Source organism: Brevibacillus massiliensis (assembly GCF_000311785.1).
In the GTDB taxonomy this organism is placed as follows: domain Bacteria; phylum Bacillota; class Bacilli; order Brevibacillales; family Brevibacillaceae; genus Brevibacillus_C; species Brevibacillus_C massiliensis.
In genome coordinates this window covers 53,151-66,834 of the sequence record NZ_HE978542.1, presented here as the reverse complement: position 1 = coordinate 66,834, position 13,684 = coordinate 53,151, and the positions used below count along the sequence as shown (strand labels likewise).

The 13,684-nt window shown below is 57.4% G+C and carries 10 protein-coding genes and 1 pseudogene; 9 read left to right on the top strand and 2 right to left on the bottom strand.

Going from position 1 to position 13,684, the window contains the following annotated elements; translation table 11 throughout:
* Positions 1 to 65: 65 nt before the first annotated feature.
* Together HGBM_RS15840 and HGBM_RS27660 are read left to right on the top strand one after the other, a co-directional pair.
* Positions 66 to 980 (top strand): ArsR/SmtB family transcription factor, encoded by a 915-nt coding sequence (locus tag HGBM_RS15840; RefSeq protein ID WP_019122070.1) that lies wholly within the window; start codon positions 66 to 68, stop codon positions 978 to 980.
* A 171-nt stretch (positions 981 to 1,151) separates the two neighbouring features.
* Positions 1,152 to 2,057: an MFS transporter gene (locus HGBM_RS27660; protein ID WP_019122069.1), complete on the top strand. Its 906-nt coding sequence runs from the start codon at positions 1,152 to 1,154 to the stop codon at positions 2,055 to 2,057.
* Positions 2,058 to 2,114: 57 nt separating this feature from the next.
* On the opposite strand, the gene HGBM_RS15830 is transcribed toward HGBM_RS27660, so the two are convergent.
* A complete protein-coding gene (locus HGBM_RS15830) occupies positions 2,115 to 3,227 on the bottom strand; it encodes an aminopeptidase (protein ID WP_019122068.1) in 1,113 nt (370 codons plus the stop codon).
* Positions 3,228 to 3,456: 229 nt separating this feature from the next.
* Positions 3,457 to 3,705, bottom strand: a complete 249-nt coding sequence (locus HGBM_RS15825) for a hypothetical protein (RefSeq protein ID WP_019122067.1) — start codon at positions 3,703 to 3,705, stop codon at positions 3,457 to 3,459.
* Between the two features lie 161 nt (positions 3,706 to 3,866).
* Here HGBM_RS15825 and HGBM_RS15820 point away from each other — a divergent pair, with 161 nt between their 5' ends.
* From HGBM_RS15820 to HGBM_RS15790, 7 genes and pseudogenes are all read left to right on the top strand, one after another.
* On the top strand, positions 3,867 to 5,033 hold the full coding sequence (locus HGBM_RS15820; protein WP_019122066.1) for an ROK family transcriptional regulator: 1,167 nt from the start codon (positions 3,867 to 3,869) through the stop codon (positions 5,031 to 5,033).
* 112 nt (positions 5,034 to 5,145) lie between these two features.
* Positions 5,146 to 5,495: pseudogene (locus tag HGBM_RS15815) on the top strand (extracellular solute-binding protein); the annotation flags it as partial.
* Positions 5,496 to 5,550: 55 nt separating this feature from the next.
* Positions 5,551 to 6,633 (top strand): ABC transporter ATP-binding protein, encoded by a 1,083-nt coding sequence (locus tag HGBM_RS15810; RefSeq protein ID WP_019122064.1) that lies wholly within the window; start codon positions 5,551 to 5,553, stop codon positions 6,631 to 6,633.
* A gap of 15 nt (positions 6,634 to 6,648) precedes the next feature.
* Positions 6,649 to 8,379, top strand: coding sequence for an ABC transporter permease (locus tag HGBM_RS15805; protein ID WP_019122063.1), 1,731 nt, complete (start codon positions 6,649 to 6,651; stop codon positions 8,377 to 8,379).
* Between the two features lie 109 nt (positions 8,380 to 8,488).
* Positions 8,489 to 11,029, top strand: a complete 2,541-nt coding sequence (locus HGBM_RS15800; RefSeq protein WP_019122062.1) for an NEW3 domain-containing protein — start codon at positions 8,489 to 8,491, stop codon at positions 11,027 to 11,029.
* A 130-nt stretch (positions 11,030 to 11,159) separates the two neighbouring features.
* A complete protein-coding gene (gene argH, locus HGBM_RS15795; RefSeq protein WP_019122061.1) occupies positions 11,160 to 12,668 on the top strand; it encodes an argininosuccinate lyase in 1,509 nt (502 codons plus the stop codon).
* Positions 12,669 to 13,667, top strand: a complete 999-nt coding sequence (locus HGBM_RS15790; RefSeq protein ID WP_019122060.1) for an N-acetylglucosamine kinase — start codon at positions 12,669 to 12,671, stop codon at positions 13,665 to 13,667.
* Positions 13,668 to 13,684: the final 17 nt, after the last annotated feature.

Here is a 13,684-nt window from a genome sequence, read left to right as displayed (position 1 = left end):
TTGATTTTTCGGAATAGTTCTATTACTATCGATTCATAAATATATTTCGATAGAGGTCGAACAAAATGCCGTATACGGTGGAGATCGATTTTGCCCCGGCGTATGAATTGGTGGTCAGCTTGTATGCGTACGTTCGGCGGGGCCTGCATAAAACCCTTTACCTGGGGAGTGAATGGGTTCGGGAGACGAGAGCGCAATTGAGCGGCAGGTTGGCAGCCGAATTGGACGACCAGGGCCTGGAAGTGCTGCATCGGATGAGCTTGCTGCTCTGGCAGTGCCCGGGCGAGCGGACGCCGCAGCAGTTTTTGCGGTGGTTGGAACAGCTGCCTCCGGGAGAGCTGTACGAGCGGCTGGCGCCGTGGGTGGAATCTCTGCCCGGCGACCTGGGCGACATTCGCGACCGAACGGTTCACCTGCTTTCCGAGTGGAACGAACAGTACTTTTCCCGCCTGGACCCGGGCGTGCTTGCCAACCTTGCCGCAGATGGGGAGGAGAAGCGAAAACTCATCCGAGGGCTGGACCCAATCGAGGCGGTCGAGCTGATTTCCAACGGCCTGCGGCTGGAGCCAGTCGACGGATTAAAAAAGGTGTTCCTCGTCCCACAGTTCCACTGTTCACCGGCCAATGTCCTCGACTCTTTCCGCGGTGTCAGCACATGTCTGTATCCCGTGACTCCTCCGTCTTCGGCAGGGGAGCCGCCTCGCGAGCTGCTGCTGGTGACGCGCTGCCTGGCGGACGAAAGCCGTCTGCGCATTCTCCGGCTGCTCGCCGACAAACCGCGTAGCTTCAGCGACGTGCTGCAGTTGACCGGCCTGGCCAAAAGCACCGTCCATCACCATCTCCTGGCGCTTCGCTTTGCCGGATTGATCCGCTCACACTTCCATGGCGATACGCTGCAGCATTACAGCCTGCGGGAAACGGCGTTGGCGGAACTGCCTGAGCGGCTGCTCGGCTTTTTTCACAGCGGGCCGCGCGGCTGATGGAGATGAGGAAAATGCGCCAGCGGTGTGCCGGGTACCATCCGCTCGTCTTGACTCTGTTGATCGGAAATGCTTTCGTTACGCTGGCAAAGGCGATGACGATGCCTTTTTTGGCGATTTACTTGAGCGACCGGGCCGGGCTGACCCCCGCCGTGATCGGCCTGATCATCGGTGCCGGACCGCTGGCCGGTTGTCGCCGCAGCCTGCTTCGCTCCCGTCTCCAAGGCGCTGATGAGCGATCTGACCCCGCCGGAAAAGCGGTTTCGCCTCTTTTCGCTGCGCTACTGGTCGGGGAATGTCGGGTTTGCCGTCGGCCCGCTCGTCGGAGGGTTTCTCGGCCTGTCAGGCAGCCCTCTGCCGTTTGTCATGACGGGAGTGGCGTATCTGCTGTTCACATGTGTCGTCTACCGGTTGGCTGCCGGGATAGACGAGCCGACGGGCGCAGAGGCGGAGCCGCTGGAGCGGCTGACGCTGCCTTGGGCCTGGAAAACGGTGCGCGGCGATCGCGTTCTGCTGCTCTTTATCCTGGGCGGGGTGCTGACGATGACCGTGCACGGCCAGATGTCCGTCACGCTCTCCCAGTATGTCAAAGCCAACTTCCACGACGGGATCAAGCTGTTTGCCGTGCTGATGAGCGTCAACTCGCTCGCCGTCATCCTGCTGCAGTATCCGCTGTCGAAATGGGCGGAGGGGCGAAGTTATCTGCTCAGCATATGTTGGGGAAGTGTCTTGTTTGCCGCAGGGGAGATGGGCTTTGCCCTGTCGCAGAGCGCCGCTTGGCTGATCGTCTCCATGGTGGTATTTACGCTGGGGGAGATCCTGGTCGTGCCGGCGGAATACATCATGCTGGACGAGATCGCTCCCGAGGGGATGCGGGGAACGTACTACGGAGCGCAGACGTTCGCCGAGCTGGGCAATTTCCTCGGGCCCTGGCTTGGCGGGTTGATCCTTGCCGCCTATGGGGGGAGTGCGATGTTTTTGGCCATGGGTGCAGTCGCCCTGGCAGCGATCCTGTTCTACTGGCAGGGGCAGCAGATGTATTTGCGGCGGCAGCAGAGAAAGCCGGCAGCGGTGTGAAGCGGAATGAAAGCGGGCAGATCGGATGCCGACCTGCCCTTCACTTCGTCTGACGGTTTATTTGAGGTTTTCCGGGTTGAGCGATTCCAGCTCCGGCACGACAAAACGTCCGTCCTTGCGGATCAGCCGGTCGTCGAAGTAGATTTCGCCGCCGCCCCACTCCGGACGCTGGATGCAGACCAGATCCCAGTGAATGGACGATTTGTTGCCGTTCGGCGCTTCGTCGTAGCACTGCCCCGGGGTGAAGTGGAAGCTGCCGTCGATCTTTTCGTCGAAGAGGATGTCCTTCATCGGATTCTGGATAAACGGGTTGACCCCGATGGCAAACTCGCCGACGTAACGGGCGCCTTCGTCGGTGTCAAACACTTTGTTGATCTTCTCGGTGTCGTTGGCAGTCGCTTCGATAATTTTTCCATCCCGGAAGGTCAGCTTGACGTTGTCGTACGTAAAGCCGTTGTAAGGCGAAGGCGTATTGTAGGAGATCACGCCGTTGACCGAATCCTTCACCGGTGCGGTAAATACTTCGCCGTCCGGGATGTTGTTGCTGCCGGCGCACTTGATCGCCGGAATCCCCTTGATCGAGAAGGCAAGGTCGGTGCCCGGACCGGTAATGCGCACCTTGTCCGTCTTTTCCATGAGAGCCACCAGGTTGTCCATCGCTTTCGACATCTTGCTGTAGTCGAGGTTGCAGACCTTGAAGTAAAAGTCCTCGAACGCATCCGTGCTCATGTTGGCCAACTGGGCCATGGAAGCGTTGGGATAGCGGAGGATGACCCACTTGGTTTCCGGCACCCGCACGTCGAGCACGGGGCGCTGGAACAGCCGGTTGTACATGCTCATTTTTTCGTCAGGCACATCGGAGAGTTCATTGATGTTGTCGCCGCTGCGAATCCCTATGTAACAGTCCATTTTTTTCATGAAGCTGACGTCTGCTTCCCGCATGACCGCCAATTGTTCCTCTTTCAAGCCCAACATCAGCTCGCGGTTGATCGTCTGGTCGATCAGCTGTACGTACGGATGGCCGCCCGCTTCGTACACCTTGCGGATCACCGCTCGGACCAGTTCTGGCACCTGGCCGATGGCATAAATCAGAACGTTTTCACCCGGCTGCACACGGGTCGAGTAGTTGACCAGATTGCCTGCCAGCTGATCAAGGCGTGGATCTTTCATCGACTGTCCCTCCATTTCATGGTTATTACGTTCATATTGTACACAAAAGCCGGGAAAAAACGAATAGCAGGAGGAAGCTGTAGATAAAAATATTTTTATCAAGGCCTTCGTCCAGAGAAAAAAAGAACTACCCATCGATGGAGTAGTTCCAATGACGAAACGCGCTGTAAATAACAGGATCCGGTACTATCAGTATACGCAGAAGCCCGTTAAAAAGTTCCAAAAATCCTCACGATCCGGCGTGATGCACCACGGTGTGCGCCTGATGGACATCCTGGGCGGGCACGTAGATGTGGTACGTCGTGGCAATGCCGTATCCGCCCCCCTGGCCGCCGCCTCCGCTAAATGACTCTGTTTTTACCCGGATGCCGTGATTCCTTAGCCTGCCGGCAATCTCCGCGTACGTCTGCAGATTCTGAGTCGAGTAGACGAGTTCCCATTTTTTTCGGAACAACCTTGCAAACGGGTTGTTGACCATTTCATGACCTCCACAATGCGGTTCTTACCGTTTATTATAGCGGAACCTGACAGCAAGAGACAAAATATTAAGAAAATATTGACTGGATAATTATTCCTTTCTTATAATTCGGAGCAAGAACTTTGTTAGTCATTTTAACTAATAAAGGTGGTGAAAAATTTTTGCTAGGCCGCGGTCGAACCGGTAATGCCAAGTTCGTTAAGCAAATCAACAGGCAGGGTATCCTGTACCAACTGAAAAAGCGAGGCCAGATGTCACGGGCGGATTTGGCGAAGCATACCGAGTTGAGCCGCCCTTGTGTCTCTGCGCTGGTAGATGAACTGATTCAGGAAGGGCTGATCCACGAAGTGGGGGTTGGCGAGTCGAAAGGCGGGCGCAGACCGATTTTGCTGGAGTACAATTCACAGGCTCAATTGGTGGTTGGCGCCGTATTTGAAGGAAGCATGCTGCATATGGCGATCGCTGACCTGCACGGCGATCTGCTGGCCCGTTACCACACCCGGCTGGTGCAGCCGACAGACGGGGAGACGGCGACGCAAAGCCTGGAAGCGGGCCTTGCTGCGCTGCTCGCCGAGACCGGGTTTGAAAAAGACAGGTTATTGGGAATGGGCCTGGGGCTGCCGGGGATCACGCGAAAGCGGAACGGCACCGTCAGCTACGCTCCCAGTACCGGATGGATGGGACTGCCCGTGCAGCAGGAAATGGAGGCCCGCCTGGGGGTCCCGGTCACCATCGACAACGACGTCAATATGATGACGCTGGGCGAGTACTACCGGGGTGTCGGCAAAGGTGTGTCCAATCTGGTCTACATGTACGTGGGGACCGGGATCGGTGCGGGAATTGTCATCGACGGCCAGTTTTACCGGGGCAGCACCGAGGCGGCAGGTGAAATCGGGTACATGATGATCGGCCCCGTCCGCAAGTGTTCTCCCGGGGGATATGGCGCCTTTGAGCAAAATTACGCTGTCCCCGGGGTCATGGACAAAGCGATGGCGATCTTGCCGGAGACTGATCCGGCGGTCAGCGTCGTCAAGCAGTTGGTGCAAGCTGCAGGGACAAACGCGGCTGCACGTCAACTGCTGGAGGATGTGTACCAGCATTGGGCGCTGGGCATGGCCAACCTGGTGAGTGTGCTCGATCCGGAGCTGCTCGTCTTGAGCGGCGAGATGATCCACATCGGCAAAGCCGGGAAGAACCGGATGGAGGAGCTGCTCCGTCAGTGGGTGCCCGTTGTACCGCAAATCACCTTCGCCACATTGGGGGAGCAGGCGGGATTGGTCGGCGCCGTATTCAGCGTTTTGGAACCGTTTCCAAAGCAAGTGACATAATCTTCGGAAAAAAAGGGGGCAATTCAAAATGAGGAAATCTGCAAAATGGCTGAGCGGTTTGCTCGTTAGTTCGTTGTTTCTGCTGCTGACGGCATGCGGCGGTGCACCTGCAGAGAAGTTCATGATTCAAAAAGAACAGAAAAACCAACCGTTGACTACATATATCCGGCGAGCGGCGCGCCGATACTGGTCGATGGCGTCGGGATCGTCAAAGGGGCCAAAAACCTGGATGCCGCGAAGAAATTTTACGAGTTTTTATTTGAGGAAAACCAGGTTGTGGAATTTTCGGAGAAGCTCTTCCAGATTCCAACGCGGACCGATATCAGCAAAGACAAACTGCCCGCTTGGCTCCAGGGCGTAGAATTGAAGCCGCTGGACCTCGACTGGGCGGTGATGGCCAAGAAAGAAAAAGAGTGGATGGAGTATTGGGACGAGAACATAAAAGGCAAAGGAGCCAAGTAATCATGTAGTAATTGGGCGGAGTTGATCTCCGCCCCGCACGTTAGGAGGTAGCCCCTTGATTGATGTAACTTTAGACCACGTGAGCAAAAGATTTGGCAGCGTTACCGGGGTTGAAGATGTCCACATCCAGATCAGGCCGGGAGAATTTTTTACCTTTCTCGGACCGAGCGGCTGCGGCAAGACGACAACGCTGCGCATGATCGCAGGTTTTTACTACCCGAGTGCCGGACTCATCCGCTTTGGGAGTCAGGATGTGACCACCCTGCCTCCCAACAAGCGGAACACGAGCATGGTCTTTCAAAATTACGCGCTGTTTCCCCATTTGACCGTATTTGAGAATATCGCTTTCGGCCTGCAGGTGCGGAAAAAGCCGAAAGCGGAGATCATTGAAAAGGTGGAGCGGGCGCAAGAACAAGTCCATTTGCAAGGGCTTGGCAGCCGGCGGATCGATCAGCTTTCCGGTGGACAGCAGCAGCGGGTGGCACTGGCCAGGGCGCTGGTCATCGAGCCCCGGATTCTGCTGCTGGACGAACCGCTGTCCAACCTGGACGCCAAACTGCGTGAAGAGACGAGACTGGAAATCAAGCGGCTCCAACTGGAACTGGGCATCACGACGATCTACGTCACCCACGATCAGGCGGAGGCGATGGCCATGTCAGATCGGATCATGGTCATGCAGGAGGGCGTCGTACAGCAGATCGGCAGTCCGGAGGAGATCTACAACCGGCCGGTAAACCGCTTTGTCGCTTCGTTCATCGGCGAGACCAACCTGTGGGACGGAATCGTCGAGAGTGTAGACAGGGAGGAAGTGGCGGTTCGCTTTGCCGGGGATGTCGTGCTCCGCGGTTTGCGCAAAAACTGCTCGCCCGGATGCGGATTGACAGCGGGAGCGGCGGTAACCGCTTCGATCCGTCCGGAATCGGTTCGCCTGATCGGGAGCGAGGGACAGCCGGATCACAATGTGCTCGCGGGAAAAGTGGCCTTGTCGGAGTTTACCGGCGTCAGCGTCAACTACGTCACAGAGGTAGGGTCCCGCCAGTTAAAGGCGATGTTTGTCAACGAAGGGCGGCGGGTCAGACAGCGCGGCGAGGAAATTCACTTTTACATCCCGAAAGAGGGCGTCTACTTTGTGGGGTAAGGGAGAGGTGGACCGATGAAAGCAGAACTTAGACCGACCGCCGCCCCTGTCAGCCGCCGGTTTTCGCTTTCGTCCTCCCGTTACTTCGTCTATATCCTGGTGGCGCCGCTGTTTTTGGTCTTGCTGGCATACGTCATCTATCCGATGTACCAGACCTTCTTGGAAAGCGTCAAGATCGACGGTCAGCTTTCGTTAGCCAATTACGCCAGGTTCTTCAGCCTGGAACACACCGCCAACCTGGAAGCGCTCTGGACCAGCTTCTACATATCTGTCCTCAGCGTCATCTGCTGCGGCATCGTCGGCGTCGGCATGGCTTTCTTGCTGGAGCGGTACGAATTTCCCGGCCGAAAAATCCTCTCGGTGCTGGCGATGGTGCCGATGGCCCTGCCGCCGCTGATCGGCGTGCTGTCGTTTACGTTTCTCTACGGAGAGAGCGGGATTATCCCGCGGGCGTTAAAAGCCTTGCTTCACCTGGAGCAGGTTCCGTTTTCGCTGAAAGGGATTTGGGGAGTCGTCGTCGTTCACACTTTTACCATGTACACCTATTTTTACATGACAGCTTCTGCGGCAATAAAAGGATTGGACCCGTCTCTCGAAGAGGCCGCAGCCAGCCTCGGCGCAGGCAGGCTGTACATCTGGCGCCGCGTCATCCTGCCGATGCTGACCCCGGCGATCGTCGCCTCGTCCCTCCTGGTCTTCATGATCTCGATGGCATCTTATACGGCGCCGCTCATTTTCGGCATCGACCGGACGATGACGATGCAAATCTACCTGTCGCGCACAAACGGCAGCCTGGACATGGCGGCAACGCAGTCGACGATCTTGTCGATCGTTTCCATTTTATTCCTGATTCTGATGCGCTGGTACCAAGGCGTCCGCAACTATCAGAATCTGAGCAAAGGGGTCGGCGTCCACCGGACCGAGGTAAAGAGCGTTTTGGGCAAGTACGTCTCGATGGTTCTCTCCTTCATCGGGGTCGTGATCCTGCTGCTGCCGATTCTCGTCTTGGTGCTGATCTCTTTTTCCGAGGACGGGACGTGGACGGTGCAAATCCTTCCGCCCAAGTACACGGTCAGCCACTACGTGGAATTGTTCACGGACGGCAAGACGTGGCGGCCGATCGCCAACAGCTTTGAGATGAGCCTGATCGCTACCCTTGGCAACATCATTTTCGGGGTGGCGGCCGCTTATGCGATGGTCCGGCTGAAGTTTAAAGGAAAGACTTTGCTGGACGTCCTGATCATGCTGCCGTGGGCGCTGCCCGGCACCGTGGTGGGGATCAACCTGATCGCGGCGTTCAACCAGGAGACGATTTTCAGTTTGAACCAGATCCTCGTCGGCTCGTTCTGGATCCTGCCGCTCGCCTACTTTGTGCGCCACCTGCCGCTGGTATTCCGCTCCACCTCGGCTGCGCTGATGCAGATGGACAGCTCGGTCGAGGAAGCGGCCCGCAATTTGGGGGCAACCTGGTGGTACAGCTTCCGGCGTGTCGTCTTTCCGATGGCGCTGGGCGGGATTCTCGCCGGAACGCTGCTGGCGCTGGTGCAGGGGATCGGCGAATTCGTCGCTTCCATCCTGCTGTTTACGCCCAGGACGACACCGATTTCCGTGGAAATTTTCCAGCGCATGTACGCGTTCGAATTCGGCACGGCTTGCGCCTATGGCGTGCTGCAGGTGATGCTGATCATCATCGTGCTGTTCATCACCCGCAAATTTACAGGGGATCAGGCGGGGACAGCGGTGTAGTGCGGTTCATTTCGCGGCAGCGTCCGCGTGATGATAGAGGGCCAAAGACTTGCTCTGGCCGTGCTTACAGCTGGAAGCAGGAAAACACTTTGTGAATGGAGGGACTGATTTGAAGCGAGGAAGCTGGATTTCAACATCTCTTTCACTTGTCAGCAGTCTGGCGATAGCAGGCGGCCTGTTGTTTCCCGCCGCTGCACCGCCGGCTTTGGCAGACCGTGGAGTCGTTGATCTGTGGAAGGCGATCAAGCCGCTTACAACCATTGCCAGCGCGATGAACACCGGTGCACATCCGGATGACGAGCACAGCGCCACCCTTGCCTACCTTTCGCTGGGGCGGGGAGTAGACACAGCGAGTATCATCGCCAATCGCGGGGAAGGCGGACAAAACGAGATTGGCAGCGAGCTTGGCAACGCGCTGGGGATTATCCGCACCCGTGAATTGCAGGAGGCCTCCAAAATCACCAACGTCCACTTGGGGCTGCTGAGCCAGGAGCTGAACGACCCGATCTACGATTTCGGCTTTTCCAAGAGCCCGGACGAAACACTGGAAAAGTGGGGAGAAGAGGTCGTCTACGAACGGCTGATCAAGAGCATTCGCGAGCAGCGGCCCGATGTGTTGATCCCTGCCTTCCTGAACGAGCCGTCGACGCACGGGCACCATCGGGCGATCAGCATCATTACCGTCCGCGCCTATAAAGATGCGGCCGATCCCCATGTGTTCCCCGAACAGCTGAAAGCAGGGCTGCACCCCTGGCAGGTGAAAAAGCTGTACCTGCCGGCCAGCGAAAAGGATTATACTGTCGCAGTCCCGGTCGGCAATTACGATGAGGTGTACGGCGCCTCGTATGTGCAGCTCGGCGAAGAGTCCCGCTTCATGCACAAGAGCCAGGGAATGGGGCGCCAGTACGATGACGGACCGAAAAACGCCTATTACAAACTGGCGGAATCGGTGGTGAAAGCAAAGGAGAAAGAGGCCAGCCTGTTTGACGGCATCGCCTACACGTTTCACGACCTGGCGCAGGAGGTCGAGACCAAAGCCAAGGGCCAGGACCACAATGTCGCCAAAGATCTGCGCAAGCTGCAGGAGGACGCCGACGAGGTGATGGCGGCCTACCCGAAATTTGCCGAGGTGGCGCGCCAGGTACACGCCATGAAAGCGGACGTCACGGCCGCGATCAATGACGTGAACAAGTCCCAGCTTGACGATGCGCTCAAGACAGACCTGCTGCACCGTCTGCAGGTGAAAGCGGGACAGCTGGATCGGGCGAGCGCAGAGGCAGCTTCGCTGGTCGTCAAGGTGAAGCCGGACACGGGCGAGCTGGTCGCCGGTCAAGCAACCAGGATCACTGTCACAGCGTACAACGGCGGAGCGGTAGAGCTGAAAAAGCTCAAGGTCAAGTTGAATTTTCCCGCAGGCTGGACAGCCAGGGCCACAGGTCCGGAGTCGTTTGAACAACTGAAGAACAGTCAGACGGCTTCCGTCACCTACGAGGTTAACGTGCCGGCCAACGCGGAGAAGTTTCACCCGTACGAACCGTCGATTGTCAGCGCCGATGTCACGTATGAAGCCTTTGGCACTTCGGCTGCCGTGCACGCGACGCCGGAGAATGCCGTTGGCGTCCTGCCGCCGTACGCCATGAACCTGAGTCCGAATGCGACGATTCTCAACACGCTCAAACCCGATCAGCCGATTCCCGTGAAAGTGAGCGTTCGCAACTACGCGCCCGGCGCGTCTCAGGCGACGATTTCCCTTGCCGTGCCGAACGGCTGGAAGGCAGAACCCGCGTCGAAGCAGCTGCAGTTTTCGTCCAAAGGAGAGACGAAATCGCTGTCCTTTACCGTTACGGCAGGTTCCCAGGTGGCCAACGGCAAGTACGAGATTCAAGCGGTGGCAAAAGGCGCGCAAGGACAAAGCACAGAGAACGTGCAGGTGATTTCCTATCCGCACATCGGCAAGACCTACTACATTCAGCCGGCCAAGGTTGATATCCAGGCATTCGACTTGAAGCTGCCAGAGAACATCAAGATTGGCTACGTCTCCAGCGGCTTTGACAACATCGACCAATACCTGCGCGAAGTGGGCCTTAACGTCGTCAATCTGGAGGAAAAAGACATCCAGTTTGGCGATCTCTCCCAATACGACACGATTGTGCTGGGCATCCGCGCTTACGCCTTTCGGCCGGAGCTGATCCCCAGCAACCAGCGCCTGCTCGACTACGTGAAAAACGGCGGCAATCTGGTGGTGCAGTACCACAAGCCGGAAGACAAATGGTCGCCTTCTCTGGCGCCTTACCCGATCAAGATCGGCGAGCCGCTGATCGAATGGCGGGTCACCGACGAAAATTCCAAAGTGACGATGCTGGCCCCGGATCACAAGATCTTTAACCAGCCCAACAAGATTACCGAGGCGGATTGGGACAACTGGATTCAGGACCGGGCGGCATACAACCCTGCAGAGTGGGGCCGGGAGTACACAGCCCTGATCTCGACCGGCGATCCCGGCGAGGACGAATTTGCCGGCACCTTCTTGACAGCTCCCTACGGCAGGGGAACGTACACCTACAGTTCGCTGGTCTGGTACCGTGAAATCCCCAGCATGGTGCCGGGGGCGATCCGGATGTTTGTCAACATGGTCAGCCTGAAACAGTAGACCGCAAAGAGGAAGAGAAACGGAGACTGGCGCGGGCGGCGGCGCTTCCCATGTGCTTGTGACAGAGGAGGAGGCGCCGCCATCGTGCCTGTCCCGTACAGAGAATCAGCAACGGGAAAGGAAGGACCGCATGGATTACCGTCAACGATTGTTTGACAGCGAAGGAGCAGTTTTTCCGGGGAAAACGTATGTCGAAACCGTGTTGGAACCGGCCTATAACGAAGCGAAACAGCAGTTGCTCGGGCCGATGATGGCGATCAACAAGGCTCATTTGATCATGCTGTGTGAGCAGAACCTGGTCGCCAAAGACGAGGCGGTGCAGCTCGCCAAGGCGCTGCGTGAGCTGGATTTGGAGAGTGTAAAGAGCGGTGTCTACACAGGAGAATTTGAGGATTTGTTCTTTCAGGTAGAGCAGGGGCTGCTGCAGGCGGCGGGAGATATCGCCGGGAATCTTCATTTGGCGAGAAGCCGCAACGACATGGGGATCGCGATCTACCGCATGGTGCTGCGGGAGAAATTGCTGACGGTGCTGGCCTCGGCTCTGTATTTGCAGGAACACCTGCTGTCTTTCGCAGAGGAACACGTCGATACGCTGATGATTGGCTATACCCACACGCAGCAGGCCCAGCCCACTACCCTTGCCCATTACGTCATGGCGGCGGTGGATTCGCTCTTCAGAGATATTCGCCGCATGCAGGCCGCTTACGGGAATTGCAACCGCAGCAGCATGGGAGCGGCGGCTCTTACCACGACCGGCTTTGCCATCAGCAGGGAAAGAATGATGGATTTGCTGGGGTTTGACGAGATGATCGAGAATTCCTACGACGCGATCGCAGGGGCGGACTACATTGGGGAAATCGCTTCGGCCATCCAGCTGGCCGCGGTCAATCTCGGACGGGTGGTACAAGATTTGCTGCTCTGGTGCACGCAGGAATTTGCTGCGCTGAAAGTGGCCAATCCATATGTGCAAATCAGTTCGATCATGCCGCAAAAGCGCAATCCAGTCTCGTTGGAACACATCCGAGCCCTCTTGTCGAGCTGTGCCGGGAATGCCCATACGGTATTGACGATGCTGCACAATACGCCGTTCGGTGATATTGTAGATACGGAAGACGACATGCAGCCGTACGCCTGGAAGGGACTGGACCAGATGGACAGGATTTACCGCTTGCTGGCTACCGTAATCGGCACGCTCGAAGTCGACAGGAAAGTACTGCGCGAACGGGCTCTCGGCAGCTTTGCAACCGTCACGGAGCTGGCCGACACATTGGTAGGAACGGGGGGTCTCTCCTTTCGCAAAGCCCATCAGATCGTCAGTTCGGTGGTAAAAAAAGCGCTAGCCAAGGGACTGCGGGCTGATCAGGTGACGTTGGCCCTGGTCAACGAAGCTGCCGGGGAGATCATTGGCCGGAATCTGCTGCTGGATGAGGAGACACTGAAAAAATCGCTTGACCCGGTTCACTTCGTCGCGATTCGTTCCCTTCCCGGAGGTCCCAGCCCGAGTGAGATTACGCGGGTGATCCGGCTTCGGCAGGCCCAGTTGGCGGACAGCAGGCAGTGGCTGCAAGCGGCGCGGGAGAAATGCCGCTGTGCCTTGCAGCATCTTGACGACGTGTTAGCAGGATGGAGTGAAAGGTAGATGAGTGACAGAAAGATCCCTCTGCTCGCAGTGGATGGGGGCGGAACCAAATGCCTCGCCGTATTCGTCGATGAACAGGACGTCATCGTAGGCCAGGGAAGGGCAGGTTCCTGCAACTATCAGGGGATCGGCAAGGAAGCGGCCGCGAGAGAGCTGGTACAGGCGATCCGGGCGGCGATGGAGGATGCGGGAACAAAGCGTAATTATTCCGATTTGTCGACCGGCTCTGGCATCGAGGTGGAATGCGCCGTTTTCGGCCTGGCCGGACTGGATACAGAACACGACCGGAAAAAGGTCCGCAGCATCGTGGAAGAAGTGTTGCAGCGTTTACATATTCAAGTCAATCATCTCATCGTGGAAAACGACGGCTTTGCTGCCCTGCTCGGCGCGGTCGAAGCCGGCCCCGGCATTCTCGCGATCGCCGGCACCGGTTCGATCGTATACGGCATCGACGAGCACGGCCGCTCCGTACGAGCCGGTGGGTGGGGTCACCGCATCGGCGATGAAGGAAGCGGATACTGGATTGGCAAGCAGGCGATTGCCGCTGTCTTGAAGGCGCATGATGGCCGGGGAGTGTGGACGCGGCTGGGGGAGTGGATTTTGCCCCATCTGGGATTGCCTGATGTAGAGGCTTTGTTTATTTGGATCTACAGCAGTGAATACTCCGCCCGGAAAGTCGCAGAGCTGTCCCGCCTTGTCACCATGGCTGCCTTCGCGGGTGATCACGCGGCCAGGAGCATTTTGACCTGTGCCGGCGATGAACTGTTCCTCGCGGTAAGTGCCGTGGCCGGCAGGCTTCAGCTGCAAAATCGGCGGTTTAAGCTGGTTTTGCAAGGCGGGGTACTGCAAAACGACAGCTATGTCCGGCAGAGGCTGATCGACAGGATCACGGAATACGCTCCGTTTGTCCAGGTGGACAAGGCAAAGCGCGAACCGATTTACGGCATGATTGCGATGGGACATGCCTATTTGAAAGGAGAAGGAGCGGAAGGCTCATAAACCGTAGTGAGGTGAAC

Bases quoted from the DNA above. Each gene is read 5' to 3' on its own strand.
- HGBM_RS15840 (WP_019122070.1), top strand. From the start codon at position 66: ATGCCGTATACGGTGGAGATCGATTTTGCCCCGGCGTATGAATTGGTG.
- HGBM_RS15830 (WP_019122068.1), bottom strand. From the start codon at position 3,227: ATGAAAGATCCACGCCTTGATCAGCTGGCAGGCAATCTGGTCAACTAC.
- HGBM_RS15825 (WP_019122067.1), bottom strand. From the start codon at position 3,705: ATGGTCAACAACCCGTTTGCAAGGTTGTTCCGAAAAAAATGGGAACTC.
- HGBM_RS15805 (WP_019122063.1), top strand. From the start codon at position 6,649: ATGAAAGCAGAACTTAGACCGACCGCCGCCCCTGTCAGCCGCCGGTTT.
- argH (WP_019122061.1), top strand. From the start codon at position 11,160: ATGGATTACCGTCAACGATTGTTTGACAGCGAAGGAGCAGTTTTTCCG.
- HGBM_RS15790 (WP_019122060.1), top strand. From the start codon at position 12,669: ATGAGTGACAGAAAGATCCCTCTGCTCGCAGTGGATGGGGGCGGAACC.